11 protein-coding genes are annotated in these 14,005 nt (G+C 62.8%); 5 read left to right on the forward strand and 6 right to left on the reverse strand.

Features of this window, described 5'->3' with window-relative positions; genetic code table 11:
• Positions 1-292 precede the first annotated feature (292 nt).
• From C8348_RS08630 to cutA, 3 genes are read right to left on the reverse strand one after another with little or no spacing between them, the layout of a single operon-like run.
• Positions 293-562 carry a Txe/YoeB family addiction module toxin gene (locus tag C8348_RS08630; protein ID WP_106752925.1) on the reverse strand — a complete coding sequence of 90 codons (270 nt, stop codon included), beginning with the start codon at positions 560-562 and terminating at the stop codon, positions 293-295.
• Positions 559-810 (reverse strand): type II toxin-antitoxin system Phd/YefM family antitoxin, encoded by a 252-nt coding sequence (locus tag C8348_RS08635; RefSeq protein ID WP_106752926.1) that lies wholly within the window; start codon positions 808-810, stop codon positions 559-561. Before C8348_RS08635 ends, C8348_RS08630 begins: the two co-directional genes overlap by 4 nt.
• A gap of 60 nt (positions 811-870) precedes the next feature.
• Positions 871-1,188, reverse strand: coding sequence for a divalent-cation tolerance protein CutA (cutA, locus tag C8348_RS08640; protein WP_106752927.1), 318 nt, complete (start codon positions 1,186-1,188; stop codon positions 871-873).
• Between the two features lie 131 nt (positions 1,189-1,319).
• Between cutA and C8348_RS08645 the strand changes: the two genes are divergently transcribed.
• Both C8348_RS08645 and C8348_RS08655 read left to right on the forward strand, forming a co-directional pair.
• Positions 1,320-2,534: an NADP-dependent isocitrate dehydrogenase gene (locus tag C8348_RS08645; protein WP_106752928.1), complete on the forward strand. Its 1,215-nt coding sequence runs from the start codon at positions 1,320-1,322 to the stop codon at positions 2,532-2,534.
• A gap of 637 nt (positions 2,535-3,171) precedes the next feature.
• A complete protein-coding gene (locus C8348_RS08655) occupies positions 3,172-3,609 on the forward strand; it encodes a hypothetical protein (RefSeq protein ID WP_208983662.1) in 438 nt (145 codons plus the stop codon).
• Positions 3,610-3,646: 37 nt separating this feature from the next.
• Here the strand turns inward: C8348_RS08655 and C8348_RS08660 are convergent, their stop codons facing one another.
• The gene (locus C8348_RS08660; protein ID WP_106752930.1) at positions 3,647-4,897 is read right to left on the reverse strand and encodes a cyclic nucleotide-gated ion channel; all 1,251 of its coding nucleotides are present in this window, start codon (positions 4,895-4,897) and stop codon (positions 3,647-3,649) included.
• A gap of 371 nt (positions 4,898-5,268) precedes the next feature.
• On the opposite strand from C8348_RS08660, the gene C8348_RS08665 reads away from it, so the two are divergent.
• Complete coding sequence (locus C8348_RS08665) at positions 5,269-7,296, forward strand: putative bifunctional diguanylate cyclase/phosphodiesterase (RefSeq protein ID WP_198646981.1); 2,028 nt, start codon at positions 5,269-5,271, stop codon at positions 7,294-7,296.
• A gap of 60 nt (positions 7,297-7,356) precedes the next feature.
• Here the strand turns inward: C8348_RS08665 and alaS are convergent, their stop codons facing one another.
• Together alaS and recA are read right to left on the reverse strand one after the other, a co-directional pair.
• Positions 7,357-10,020, reverse strand: coding sequence for an alanine--tRNA ligase (gene alaS, locus C8348_RS08670; protein ID WP_106752932.1), 2,664 nt, complete (start codon positions 10,018-10,020; stop codon positions 7,357-7,359).
• A 512-nt stretch (positions 10,021-10,532) separates the two neighbouring features.
• Entirely contained in the window at positions 10,533-11,603 is a 1,071-nt protein-coding gene (gene recA / locus C8348_RS08675; RefSeq protein ID WP_106752933.1) for a recombinase RecA, read from the reverse strand.
• Between the two features lie 348 nt (positions 11,604-11,951).
• Between recA and C8348_RS08680 the strand changes: the two genes are divergently transcribed.
• Positions 11,952-12,866, forward strand: coding sequence for a PfkB family carbohydrate kinase (locus C8348_RS08680; RefSeq protein ID WP_208983663.1), 915 nt, complete (start codon positions 11,952-11,954; stop codon positions 12,864-12,866).
• An 82-nt stretch (positions 12,867-12,948) separates the two neighbouring features.
• Complete coding sequence (locus C8348_RS08685) at positions 12,949-13,899, forward strand: pseudouridine-5'-phosphate glycosidase (RefSeq protein WP_106752934.1); 951 nt, start codon at positions 12,949-12,951, stop codon at positions 13,897-13,899.
• The last annotated feature ends 106 nt before the right edge of the window (positions 13,900-14,005 follow it).

Below are 14,005 nucleotides of genomic sequence, written 5' to 3' on the forward strand. Positions count from 1 at the left end.
GAGAGGGCGCATACGGCAAGGCCTCGACGCGTCGTCATGTGTTCTGCGACAACAATCGCAAGACAGCGGGCGGCCCTCTTTGAACACCGCCTTTCCCCCTCTCCGCGCTGTCCCGGCCTTGAGCCGGGACCTGTGATGGGCCGTGCATGAACAACAGGTCCCGGCACAAGGCCGGGACGGCGCGGGATTCGGCTGCGGGTGCAGGCAAAAGCTTGCTTTGCCCGTGAATGGATGACTGCGGAACGAGGAAAGGCGTGGCATGTCCCGCGTCGCCGCGGTCGGTTTCACGCCCTCAATAATGATAGCGCAGCTGCGCGATCTCGAGGCTGTGCGCATCAGCCTTGCCGCTGACCCGATAGACGAAGCGGTGATCATCCGTGATGCGGCGCGACCACCAGCCCGTGAGGTCGCCCTTGAGCGGTTCGGGCTTGCCGATGCCGGAAAAGGGTTGCCTGCGGGTTGAAAGGATCAAGATGTTGACCCGTTCGAGCCCCTTTTCCCGTCCGGGTGACTGCCACCAGAGATAATCGTCCCAGGCATGATCGGAAAAGACGAGCTTCACAGGTCGATCTCGTGCTCCTTGCCCTCACCGGCTGTCAACTGGGCAATCGAAGCCTGCAGCCGCCGCGCGTTCTCCGGGCTCTTCTGCAGATGCAGCGTTTCCTGGATCGCATTGAACTCGTCGAGCGACATGATCACGACGGCCTCCCGCTTCTTGCGGGTGACGATCACCTCGACGCGGTCATGGATGACCCGGTCCATCACGTCCTTCAAGGACGCGCGAGCATCGGTATAGGTGATGACGTCCATGACAAGGCTCCTCATTGGGCTGAATAATATGCACAGAATTCTGTACAATTCAACGACCCATCACTTTTTGGGATCAACTTCCCCCCGCACCCAGTCCAGATAGTCCTCACTACCCCGAACCACCTCAAAGGCGTAGATCGCCGGCAGGTCATACGAGTGCAGCTGCCGGATCCGCGCTTCAAGCGCGGGATAGGCCTCGGTCGTCGTCTTCATCGTCAGGCGGAACTCACGCCCTTCCTGCACGTCGCCCTGCCAAACATAGATGCTGGCGATCTCGTCAATGTGGACGCAGGCCGCCAGCCGCGCCTCGACACAGGCCCGGGCAATTTTTTGCGCTTCTTCACGACTTTCGGTCGTTGTGCAGACGGCAAGCGTCATGTTTCTGCCCTACCCTTCCCTGTGAGCCAAACTTCCGGCAAAGTCCTGTTGCGCGGTAGCGCTTGCCTGACAGCCAGCAAAATCGTATACAGCCGCACACAATCCTTCATCCCTAAACGAGGTCTCCCCCCATGGCAAAGATCAAGGTAGCGAACCCCGTCGTCGATATCGACGGCGACGAGATGACCCGCATCATCTGGCAGTTCATCAAGGACAAGCTGATCTTTCCGTATCTGGACCTGACCCTCGACTATTACGACCTGTCGATCCAGAAGCGCGACGAGACGGACGACCAGATCACCATCGACGCAGCCCATGCGATCAAGAAGCACGGCGTCGGCGTCAAATGCGCGACCATCACCCCCGATGAGGCGCGCGTGGCCGAGTTTGGCCTGAAGAAGATGTGGAAGAGCCCGAACGGCACCATCCGCAACATCCTCGGCGGCGTGATCTTCCGCGAGCCGATCATCATGAGCAACGTGCCCCGGCTGGTGCCGGGCTGGACCCAGCCGATCATCGTCGGCCGCCACGCCTTCGGTGACCAGTACCGCGCCACCGATTTCAAGTTCCCGGGCAAGGGCAAGCTGACCATCACGTTTGTCGGCGACGACGGCACCGTGATCGAGCATGACGTCTATGACGCCCCGTCCGCCGGCGTCGCCATGGCGATGTACAACCTCGACGATTCGATCATCGACTTCGCCCGCGCCTCGTTCAACTACGCCCTGCAGCGCGGCGTGCCCTGCTACCTGTCGACCAAGAACACGATCCTCAAGGCCTACGACGGCCGCTTCAAGGACCTGTTCCAGGAGGTCTTCGACCGGGAATTCAAGGCAGCCTACGAGGCCAAGAAGATCTGGTACGAACACCGCCTGATCGACGACATGGTCGCTTCGGCGATCAAGTGGTCGGGCGGCTATGTCTGGGCCTGCAAGAACTATGACGGCGACGTGCAGTCCGACATCGTCGCGCAGGGCTTCGGCTCGCTCGGCCTCATGACCTCGGTGCTGATGACGCCGGATGGCCAGACCGTGGAGGCGGAAGCTGCCCATGGCACCGTCACGCGCCACTACCGCCAGCATCAGCGAGGCGAGCAGACCTCGACCAACCCGATCGCCTCGATCTTCGCCTGGACGCGCGGTCTTGCCCACCGCGCCAAGCTGGACAGCAACGATGCACTCCTGAACTTCGCCCTGATGCTGGAAAAAGTCTGCATCGACACGGTCGAATCCGGCTTCATGACCAAGGACCTCGCCCTCTTGGTCGGCCCGGATCAGGGCTGGATGACCACCACCGGCTTCCTCGACAAGATCGACGAGAACCTGAAGAAGGCGATGGGCGCCTGAGGGCTGCCTTTCCACCAATGACACATCTCAAGGCGCGGCCCCCAAGTCGCGCCTTTTTGCTTGATGACAAACCTTGACCTCACCGTAGTCATCCCGGCCAAGCGCCGAGCCGGGACCGGAGAGCCGAAGCCTCTATCTTTCAATGCGTTATCCCGGGAGAGCCTTTAACTCACCGGTCCCGGGTCTCCGCTCCGCTGCGCCCGAGAAGACGACGGAGGGATTGTCAGCAGTCTGCCGGGATCTGTTGACGTGCAACCGCCCCCCTCTCCCCCCTTGAGGGGGAGATGTCTGCGTCAGCAGACAGAGGGGGGGAACGGCGTTGCAACACAAACCAACTCAGGTCGGTATGGAGAGGCAGAATACCCCCCTCTGCCCCCTTCCGGGGGCATCTCCCCCTCAAGGGGGGAGAGGGGTTGTATGCTGCACCGCTTCCGGAAAAAGATTCTACCGGCAAGCTGTCCTCCCCCGTCGATCTCGGTCTGGCCTTTTGCCATAGCTTGCAGGGCCAGGATGACGGGCACAGTGCCCACCAACTCCACCCCGTAAGTTTCGCGCCCAGCCGCCGCGCCGGCATTCCGGAACAGGGAGACAACGGCTATCGTCACCGCTAGTGTCTCAGCTTGATTCGAGGATGGCCATGTTCCGGAAAACCAGCCTGATTGCCGCAGCAAGCCTTGCGCTGACCCTTGCCTTTGCAGAGCCGTCTCTTGCCGCAGGCGCCTATGAGCCCCCGCGTGGCAGCGCCGAGCGGGCCGCGATCAACGATGCCGTCCGGCCGATGATGGAAGCCCGGCTCGGCGCTCCGGTTGAATTCGTCGTGGAACGGATGCAGGTGGCCAATGGCTGGGCCTTCGTCATCCTGCTGCCACAACGCCCGGGCGGCAAGGCGATCGACCTCAGCCAGACGATGCTGGCGGATCTGGCCGAACTCAGTGGTGACGCCAGCCTCTATGCCCTGCTGCGCCAGGCGAATGGCCGCTGGAACATCATCGACTTCGCCATCGGCCCGACGGATGCGTTCTGGTATGGCCAGCCGCTCTATGAACAGCTGCCCGCCGGTCTCATACCGCAATAACGGCGTCTGACTGCGTCGAAAGATGAGCCGGACCGGGTCAAGCCGGTCGCTCATCCTTGACGTGAACCGAATGGGGTGGAGGAAGATCCAGCGCTTCGGGCTGGTGCAATTCCTCTTCGGTCAGGTCGCCACCTCCTTGCCGCGCCCACGCCTCACGAGCCTGTGCTTCGTTCTGGATCCGGCGGGCAAGCTCGGGGTTCTGCCGCATCAGATGCTTGAGCGATGCGGCATCCAGCACCAGAAGCTGTGTCCGCTCGACCGCCCGGACTGTTGCCAGGTGGCGGCGCTGCCGCAACAACGCCATCTCCCCGAAATACGCCCCCTCGCCCAGCTGGACAATTCCGGAGGGCATGGTCACTTCCACCTCGCCCGAGGCGACGAAATACATGCAATGCGCAGCCTCGCCGCGTTCGGCAATCAGCTCGCCGGCGGTCACGACATGGGACCGGAGCAGCTTTGCAACTTCAGCGACTTCCCCCGCCTTCAGGTCCTCGAAGAGGGGAACGCGGGACACCATGGACCAGGTGACCACGAAATCGCGGCTGTGCACTTCGCGGGCGAAGGCGGAGGCGATGATGCCGACCGGAAGCGCCAGCAGGGCATAGCCGGTCATCATGACGAGACCTGCGATCATCTTGCCAAGCGCTGTCGAGGGAACAACATCACCATAGCCGGTGGTCGTTGCCGTGGTGACGGCCCACCAGGCGGCCAGGGGAATGCTGCCAAAGACGTCCGGCTGCTCGTCATGCTCGACGAGATACATCAGGGTCGAGGCCACCAGAATGACGCCGCAAACAATCAGGAAACTCGCTGCCAGGGCACGCTTTTCTCCCGCCATGGCCGCCGCCAGGGAGCGCAGCGCCGGGGAGTAGCGCAGCAGCTTGAGAAACCGCAGCAGCCGCAGCACCGCAAGCGCCGGCAAGGCCGTCACCGGCAGGACAAACACCAGCAGCAGGGGCAGGATCGCCAGCAGGTCGATGATCGCCATCGGCTGCAGGGCATATCGCAACCGGGACCCGACCGGACCATAGCGGCGCAGCGGTGGATGCAGGTCCGCGACCAGGAGCCGGCAGAGATACTCGGCAAGGAAGACAAAGCCCAGCCCCAGTTGAACGTCCGACAAATGCCGCCCCCAGGATGCCTGGATGGCCGGAACTGTTTCCAGAACGGAAATGGCGACTGTCACCAATACCAAGGCAACCAGCAGGCGGGTGACGCGCCGTGCCGCATGGTCATTCTCCCGTCCGTCCTCGAGCAGGCGATAAAGACGCTTCTTGAACGATGTCATTACGGGGCTCCGGCATGTTCAATCCTTATACGAACAAGCTCTTGAACCTGCAAACCGGCGCGACCCGATCCAAACGATCCACCCGGTCCACGAACCGCAAGCACTTGAAATAATTTGCACTCCTCGGGGTTTTCGCCCGACCGTGCGAGAACTTTCCCCGCACTCCCACCCCGCACGGCTGCAGTTCGTGACAATATGTATAAATATTTCAAACTCAACACACGAGACCATCATTTACATAAATAATCTCTAGATTAACTTGTCGTTGAAGCTTGGGTGTAAATGTTTTCATTCATGTTGAGCGATTTACATCAGGTTCCGCTATGGCAGTTAACTCACTTAGAACTGACACTGCTGAAATTTACAAGGCAATGGACGATTTGCCACATGGGGCCTGGGTGGTTGATCGCGAGGGTCAGTATATCTACCAGAACCGGATGCATCGGGCCTGTTTCGGCGATCTTTCCAGTCAGCTACCCGACAAGGACTGGATGCCGGCAGATCAGGCTGCCGATTGGGTCAGGGCACATCGGCGCGCATTGACAGGCGAAGTCGTCCGCCATACCCGCAAGATCGCAACCCGGCATGGCGTCAGCCACTTCGACACGACGATCGTTCCCGTGTTCGACAATGCGGTGATCATCGGAGCACTGGGGCTCGCCATCAACAACGACCCCTGGATCGCTACACAGCGCGAGGCCGAAGACGCCCGCGCCCTGCTCGACGATGTCATCGAGACCATTCCCGATGCAATTGCCGCCTATGACCGGGACGACCGGCTGATCCTGTTCAACGCCGCCTATCGCAAGCTCTATGAGCTCTCGGCCCCGTCCATCCGGATCGGGTCCCGCTTCGAGGACATCCTGCGCTATGGCCTGGCCGCTGGCCAATACGTCGATGCCGGGACAACCGGCGAGCAACATGACGCATGGCTGGCGGGCCGGCTGGCTGCGCATCGGGATCCGGCACAGACCGCCCTCATCCAGCAATTGCCGAACGGACGCTGGCTGCATGTGCGCGAAAGGCGCTCCGCCTCCGGCAACGTCGTCGGGGTCCGCACAGATGTCTCTGCCCTAAAGGAAGCCGAAGCGGTAATCCGGCATACGGCAGAAACCGACGCTCTCACGGGCCTTGCCAATCGCGGCGTGATGCTGAACGCGCTCGAGAGTGCTCTCAAGGGACAGCGCATCGCAGATCGTAGCGGCGCCCTGCTGATGCTGGACATCGATCACTTCAAGGCGATCAACGATACGCTTGGGCATGCGGCCGGCGATCAGGTGCTTCGGATCATGGCGGACCGGCTGAAGGCCTCCTTGCGGGCTGGCGACACGATTGCACGCCTTGGAGGCGATGAATTTGCCGTGCTGGCCAACGGCTTTGCCCAGGAGGAAGCATGCGAGGTCGTCGCCAGCAACCTGCACCGGGCGTTGACCGAAGAGATCAACATCCAGGGTCGGCTCCTGCGCCCCGGCGTATCCATGGGCATCGCCCTGTTTCCCCGGGACGGCAACTCCGCCGCCGAACTGTTCAAGAGCGCAGATACGGCGCTGTACCGAACCAAGGAAAGCGGCCGCAACGGCTGGACGCTGTTCAACCAGGACCTTGGAGACCGCCTGCGCCGGCGCAGCCAGCTGCGCGAGGACCTCGCCGAGGCCTTGATGCTCGGCGATATCCGCGCGGCGCTGCAGCCATTGATGGATGTGGCCAGCGGCGCCCATGTCGGCTTTGAGGCACTTGCCCGCTGGTCGAGGAACGGCGAGGCGATCTCGCCATTTGAATTTGTCGCGGTGGCGGAGGATGCCGGCCTCGGCCTTGCCCTTGGACAGAACATGCTCAACCGCACTTGCACCAAGCTGGCGGCATTGATCAGCGAAGGACTGGATCCGGGCTTTGCCGCAGTCAACCTCGGCACAACCCAGCTGAAATCGTCCGGCTTCCCCGACATGCTGCAGACATGCCTCGAACGGTACGGATTGAAGCCGGAACATATCGAACTGGAAATCACCGAAAACACGCTGCTCGACCGGTCGATTGACCAGATCCGCAGGGCCCTGGACGTGTTGCGCGACATGGGGTTCCGGCTGACGCTGGACGATTTCGGCACCGGCTACGCCTCGCTTACCCACCTCAAGCAGTTCCCGGTCACCGGCATCAAGATCGACCGGTCCTTCATTATGAATGTGGAGACTTGCGTGCAAGACAGTGTCATCGTCCGGGCGATGGTGGAACTGGCACATGGCCTCGGCATGACTGTGGTTGCGGAAGGGGTGGAAACGCCCGGGCAGCTGGCGTTTCTAAGGTCCATCGGCTGTGACATGGCGCAGGGCTATCACATCTGCCGGCCACAAACCGACCCGGCGCTCATACATGCCTGGCTGGCCAAACGCGAACCAGGCTGAAAACAGGAAAGCCGCCGGAATGACCGGCGGCTTTCGAATGTCTTGCCCGGCCGGGACGCCTCAGAGCGCGGCCAGATGCGCCTCGACTGCGGTAACAGCTGCCTCAGCCTGCGACGCATCGGGGCCGCCGGCCTGGGCCATGTCCGGACGGCCGCCGCCGCCCTTGCCACCCATGGCTTCCGCACCGATGCGAACCAGATCCACGGCGCTGACGGATGTCGTCAGATCCTTGGCAACCGCCGTCACGATGGCGGCCTTGCCATCTTCCGAACGGCTGATCAGCACGACGACGCCGGAGCCGACCTGAGCCATGGACTCATCCGCCAGACCCTTCAGGTCCTTCGGATTGATGCCATCGACGATCCGTGCCAGCAGCGCGAACCGGCCGGCCTGGCGGACAGCAGCCGCCGAGCCTTCACCGCCAGCACCGCCCATTGCCAGACGCTTCTTGGCTTCTGCCAGTTCCTTTTCCATGCGGCGGCGGTCTTCCACCAGCTGCGCCACGCGCGCGGTGATCTCACCGGCACCAACCTTCAGGAGACCGGCAATGTCGCGCACGCGCTGGTCCTGCTCGTCGAGATAGGCCCGCGCCGCTTCACCGGTAAGCGCCTCGATGCGGCGGACACCTGCGGCGACCGCGCCTTCAGCCACCAGCCGGACGAGGCCGATGTCACCAGTGCGCTTCACATGCGTGCCGCCGCAAAGCTCGACGGAATAGGACTTGCCCGCCTTGGCCCCATGCAGCGCGGTGCCCATGGTGACGACGCGCACTTCCTCGCCGTACTTCTCGCCGAACAGCGCCATGGCACCGCTCTCGATCGCGTCGTCGACGGCCATCAGGCGCGTGTCGACGGGCGCGTTCTGCAGCACGATCTGGTTGGCATAGGTCTCGACGACCTTCAGTTCCTCATCAGACATCGGCTTGGGATGGGAGAAGTCGAACCGAAGGCGGTCAGACGTCACCATCGATCCCTTCTGGGCCACATGCGTGCCGAGCACTTCGCGCAGCGCCTCGTGGATGAGGTGCGTGGCGGAGTGGTTGGCGCGGATCTGGCCGCGGCGGCCGTGATCAACGACGAGATCAACCGCAAGACCGGCCGTCAGGCTGCCTTCCTCGACGGTGACCGCATGGATGAACAGGCCATCGGCCTTCTTCATCGTGTCCGTGACCCGGGCAAGAATCCCGGTGGCCTTCAGCAGACCGGTGTCGCCGACCTGACCACCCGATTCGGCATAGAATGGCGTCTGGTTGACGATGACAAAGCCGCTCTGGCCAGCGCCAAGCTCGGACACTTCCTTGCCTTCGTTGACGAGCGCAAGGATCGCGCCTTCGGCCTGTTCGGTCTCGTAGCCGAGGAACTCGGTCGCTCCGCACTTTTCCTTCAGCGCGAACCAGACGGTGTCCGTTGCCGCTTCGCCCGAGCCCGACCAGGCGGCACGCGCCTCGGCCTTCTGCCGTTCCATGGCCGTGGCAAAGCCGGATGTGTCGACGCCGATGCCACGGGCGCGCAGGGCATCCTGGGTCAGGTCGAGCGGGAAGCCGTAGGTGTCATAGAGCTTGAATGCGGTCTCGCCATCCAGCTCGCCGCCTTCGGTCAGATCCGCCGTGGCGGTGTCGAGCAGACCAAGTCCGCGTTCCAGCGTCTTGCGGAAACGGGTTTCTTCCAGCCGGAGCGTTTCGGTGATCAGCGCCTCGGCGCGCACCAGTTCCGGATAGGCCCGGCCCATCTCGCGGATGAGCGCCGGCACCAGCTTCCACAACAGCGGATCGCGCGCGCCCAGCAGATGGGCGTGGCGCATGCCACGGCGCATGATGCGGCGCAGCACATAGCCACGGCCTTCGTTGGACGGCAGCACGCCATCCGCAATCAGGAAGCAGGAGGAGCGCAGGTGGTCGGCAATGACCCGGTGGCTGGACCGGGCCGCGCCTTCCGCCTCGACGCCCGTGGCATTGACCGAGGCGGAGATCAGCGCCCGGAACAGGTCGATGTCGTAATTGTCGTGCACGCCCTGCAGCACGGCGGCGATGCGCTCGAGGCCCATGCCGGTGTCGATCGATGGACGCGGCAGCGCCAAACGGCCTTCCGGCGTCTGCTCATACTGCATGAACACGAGGTTCCAGATCTCGATGAAGCGATCACCGTTTTCTTCCGGCGATCCCGGAGGGCCACCCCAGATGTGGTCGCCATGGTCATAGAAGATTTCCGAGCAGGGACCACAGGGGCCGGTGTCCCCCATGCTCCAGAAATTGTCGGCGGTCGGGATACGGATGATCTTGTCGTCGCTCAGGCCGGCAATCTTCTTCCACAGCCCGTGCGCCTCGTCGTCCTCGGAGTAGACAGTGACGGTCAGGCGGTGCTGCGGCAGGCCATATTCCTTGGTGATCAGGTTCCAGGCCAGTTCGATGGCCCGTTCCTTGAAATAGTCGCCGAAGGAGAAATTGCCGAGCATCTCGAAGAAGGTGTGGTGGCGCGCGGTGTAGCCGACATTGTCGAGGTCATTGTGCTTGCCGCCGGCGCGCACGACCTTCTGCGACGTGACGGCGCGGGCATAGTCGCGCTTTTCAAGGCCGGTGAAGACATTCTTGAACTGCACCATGCCGGCGTTGGTGAACATCAGCGTCGGATCATTGCGCGGCACCAAGGGGCTGGAATCCACCACCTGGTGATCGTTCTTGGCAAAGTAGTCCAGAAACGCTGATCTGATCTCGTTTACGCCGCTCATCTGGGTCTCGCTCTTGTCTTTTCCGGGGCCGGCAGGCAACTCAGGGCGCGGCGTCTCGGCAGACGCTGCACCGGCTCAGCCCGCGCAAGCAATTCAAAGCCTTTTATCTTTCACCCCATTGTGTGTCCAGCGGCGAGGCCCTCGGGATACCGGCAAAGCAAAAGCCCCGGGGACGAATCCCGGGGCTCAGACTGCTGACAAACCTACTCACGGTCATCCCGGCCCAGCTGAGCGTTAGCGAAGTGCCGAGCCGGGATCCAGACATCAGCCGCGCGAAGCGCGACAAACCTGTCAGTCGAAAGGTTTGCTGCGTTGACTTGACTATGGGCTCGCTCCCGCTCGCACAGACGCCCTGGATCCCGGATCTGCGGTTCGCTGACCGCTCACCTTGTCCGGAATGACGGCAAACTGACGAAACCCTAAGTTTGTCAAAAGCAAAAACCCCGGGAGAGGAACCCCGGGGCCTTGAAAGTCAGCAAGATCGCATCCGCCATGCCGGCGAACGGCAGAGCTTACTCGTCCGTGTCGTCGTCGCCGCTGTCGCCGACCGTGATCGCATCGGCCAGGAGGCCGGCATTCTGGCGGATTGCCAGTTCGATCTCGTCAGCAACGGCCGGGTTGTCGCGCAGGAACTGCTTGGCGTTCTCGCGGCCCTGGCCAAGGCGCTGGCTGTTGTAGGAGAACCAGGCACCTGATTTCTCGACGATGCCCGCCTTGACGCCAAGATCCACCAGCTCGCCGGATTTCGAAACGCCTTCGCCGTAGATGATGTCGAATTCGACCTGACGGAACGGAGGCGCGAGCTTGTTCTTGACCACCTTGACGCGGGTCTGGTTGCCGACAACTTCCTCGCGGTCCTTGATCGACCCGATGCGGCGGATGTCGAGACGGACCGAGGCATAGAACTTCAGCGCGTTGCCGCCGGTGGTGGTCTCGGGTGAGCCGAACATCACGCCGATCTTCATGCGGATCTGGTTGATGAAGATCACCATGCAGTTCGACTTGGAGATCGAGGCCGTCAGCTTGCGCAGCGCCTGGCTCATCAGGCGCGCCTGCATGCCTGGAAGGCTGTCGCCCATCTCGCCTTCAAGTTCCGCCTTCGGCGTCAGGGCCGCCACGGAATCGATGACCAGAACCTCGATGGCGCCGGAGCGGACCAGCGTGTCGGCGATTTCCAGCGCCTGCTCGCCGGCATCAGGCTGCGAGATCAACAGGTCATCGAGATTGACGCCAAGCTTGCGGGCATAGATCGGATCCAGCGCGTGCTCGGCATCGACGAAGGCGCAGATGCCGCCGGACTTCTGGGCCTCGGCAATGGTGTGCAGGGCGAGCGTCGTCTTGCCCGAGGATTCCGGTCCGTAGATCTCGACGATACGGCCCTTGGGCAGGCCGCCGATGCCAAGGGCGATATCCAGCCCGAGCGAGCCGGTCGATACCGTCTGCACCTCGACCACCTGGCCAGCACCCATCCGCATGATGGATCCCTTGCCGAAGGCCCGTTCAATCTGCGACAGCGCGGCGTCGAGCGCTTTGGTCTTGTCCATCTGGCTGCTCTCTACAAGGCGAAGTGAACTTTGGGACATATGCGAGGCTCCTTATTCCACGATGGACTCGCCGTTTCAAACTCAGCTTTTGTACCTTTTTTGTTCTCGTTTGCCAAGCCCGTTTACACAATTGATATTTATCCTGAATTATCAAATCGTTCCTTGTATGTTCGCACTCATAGACACAAATATGCCGCAACGTAAATTTACAACCTGCAAGACGAAATTCGCAACACCCCGGGAATCAGCTGGCTTGCCCGCGCAGGCCGGTCCTGATACGCCGCCCGCTTGTGCCTTCGGGTTTTCCATCAAGGTGTCTGGCGCCGCCTGGCATCGGATCACAAGAAGGGCTCCGAACTTCACCCAGGTCCCGGCCACAGGTTGTCCATGATGAACCCCCGCGCCATCGCCTGCTTCGGCGCTGTCCATGCCGATCTCATCGCCCATGGCGCAAGACCCGTCCTGCGCGAGACCTCGACACCGGGCACGATTGCCATGACCCCCGGCGGAGTGGCCACCAATGTGGCCCGTGCCCTTGCCCGGCTGGGCGTCCCGGCTTACCTCGCCGGCGCTGTCGGAACCGACAGCGACGGGATCAGCCTACACAGGCTTTTATCAGAAGAAGGGATCGACCTGTCCGCACTGGCGCGCACCGACCTGCCGACAGGCCGCTATGTCGCCCTGCATGATCCGGGCGGCAGCCTTGCAGGTGCAATCTGCGACACCACCATCACAGACAGTCTCGACGCCGGGTTCATTGCCCATGCCGCAGGACTTCTTGACGCATGCCCGATCTGGTTCGCCGAGGCCAACCTGCCCGATGACGCGCTGGCAGAGCTGGCCGAACGGGCTGGCGAGCGGCTGTTGGTCGCCGATGCCGTTTCCAGTGCCAAGGCGCCGCGCCTTGCCGCCCTCGCCGGACGGCTCGACCTAGTGTTCCTGAACCGGGCGGAGGCTGCCGCCTGGACGGGCTTTGCCGAGGCAAAACCGGCCGTTCCACTGGCGCTGGCCGTTGCAGCCCTCGGCTCGCGCCAGGTTGTGCTGAGCGACGGGGCCGGACTGCTGACGATTGTCGAGGGCGGCAGGCCGCTGCAGATCGAGCCGTCCCCGGTCGAGATCGTCGATGTCACCGGCGCTGGCGACGCCCTGATCGCCGGCACCCTAGCGGGCCTGGCTCACGGCCTGCAGCTGGAGGATGCAGCCCATGCCGGGCTCATTGCGGCCCGGCTGACACTCGAGGCCACGGGCGCGGTCGCGCCTGATCTTGCATGGGACAATATCTGCCCGGTTCTGGCCCCCTGATCCGCCGGCATTCCGGTATCATCCCCTCAATCCCTGTCATTCGAAACGCCTGTTTCAAATCCAAAGCCACAAGGAACACGCCATGTCCGCCACGCTGCCCCTGTCCGCGCTGCCCGTCGATGCCGCAGGCCTGCTGCAGTTCTCCCGCGAAGTCGCCGAAGCGCGCGCGCAAGGACAGCCCATCGTCGCGCTGGAATCCACCATCATCACCCATGGCATGCCATTCCCGCAGAATGTCGAGACCGCGCGCCAGGTCGAGGCCGATATCCGCGCTGCCGGTGCTGTGCCGGCAACAATCGCCGTTCTTGATGGCAGGATCCGCATCGGCCTTGATGACGTCGATCTCGACCGTCTTGGCCAGGCGACAGGCGTGATGAAATGTTCGCGCGCCGACCTTGCCATCGCCATAGCTACCGGCCGCCCTGGTTCCACCACGGTTGCCGCCACCATGATGGCCGCCCATCTGGCCGGGATCGCGGTCTTTGCCACCGGCGGAATTGGCGGAGTGCACAAGGGCGCTGAGACCAGCTTCGACGTCTCCGCCGACCTTGACGAACTCTCGCGCACCCCGGTCTGTGTCGTCTGCGCCGGAGCCAAGGCCCTGCTGGATATCCCGAAAACGCTGGAAGTCCTGGAAACGCGCGGCGTGCCGGTCGTCTCCTATGGCGTGGACGAGGTGCCGGCTTTCTGGTCGCGCACAAGCGGCCTGCCCTCCCCGTACCGGATGGACAGCGCGGAAGACCTAGCCCGGCTGATCCGGGCCCGCCAGATCTTTGGCGACCACGGCGGTGTGCTGGTCGCCAACCCGGTGCCGACGGAGGCCGAGATCCCGCAGGCCGAGATGGCAGGGTTCATCAATGCTGCCATCGCCGAGGCTGACCGTCGCGGCATTCGCGGCAAGACCGTGACGCCCTTCGTCTTGGCGCTGATCTTCGAACTGACCAAGGGCCGCAGCCTCGTCACCAACATCGCGCTGGTGCGGAACAACGCCCGGCTGGCCGCCGCCATCGCCGTCGCACTGACCGGAAGCTGACGCTGCCCTGCCGTGTCGAACGGATCCCAGATGTCTGCGCCTGACATCCAACGGACGCACCTGACGCAGTGTCACGTTCCGGTTACAGGCAGTAGGGATATGATTG

Origin of the sequence: Pannonibacter carbonis (genome assembly GCF_003012935.1) — a bacterium.
Taxonomy (GTDB): Bacteria; Pseudomonadota; Alphaproteobacteria; order Rhizobiales; family Stappiaceae; genus Pannonibacter; species Pannonibacter carbonis.

Coding starts and splice junctions, on each gene's coding strand:
- C8348_RS08655 (WP_208983662.1), top strand. CDS start 3,172: ATGTTCCGGAAAACCAGCCTGATTGCCGCAGCAAGCCTTGCGCTGACC.
- alaS (WP_106752932.1), bottom strand. CDS start 10,020: ATGAGCGGCGTAAACGAGATCAGATCAGCGTTTCTGGACTACTTTGCC.
- C8348_RS08660 (WP_106752930.1), bottom strand. CDS start 4,897: ATGACATCGTTCAAGAAGCGTCTTTATCGCCTGCTCGAGGACGGACGG.
- C8348_RS08685 (WP_106752934.1), top strand. CDS start 12,949: ATGTCCGCCACGCTGCCCCTGTCCGCGCTGCCCGTCGATGCCGCAGGC.
- C8348_RS08665 (WP_198646981.1), top strand. CDS start 5,269: ATGGACGATTTGCCACATGGGGCCTGGGTGGTTGATCGCGAGGGTCAG.
- C8348_RS08645 (WP_106752928.1), top strand. CDS start 1,320: ATGGCAAAGATCAAGGTAGCGAACCCCGTCGTCGATATCGACGGCGAC.
- recA (WP_106752933.1), bottom strand. CDS start 11,603: ATGTCCCAAAGTTCACTTCGCCTTGTAGAGAGCAGCCAGATGGACAAG.
- C8348_RS08635 (WP_106752926.1), bottom strand. CDS start 810: ATGGACGTCATCACCTATACCGATGCTCGCGCGTCCTTGAAGGACGTG.
- C8348_RS08680 (WP_208983663.1), top strand. CDS start 11,952: ATGATGAACCCCCGCGCCATCGCCTGCTTCGGCGCTGTCCATGCCGAT.
- cutA (WP_106752927.1), bottom strand. CDS start 1,188: ATGACGCTTGCCGTCTGCACAACGACCGAAAGTCGTGAAGAAGCGCAA.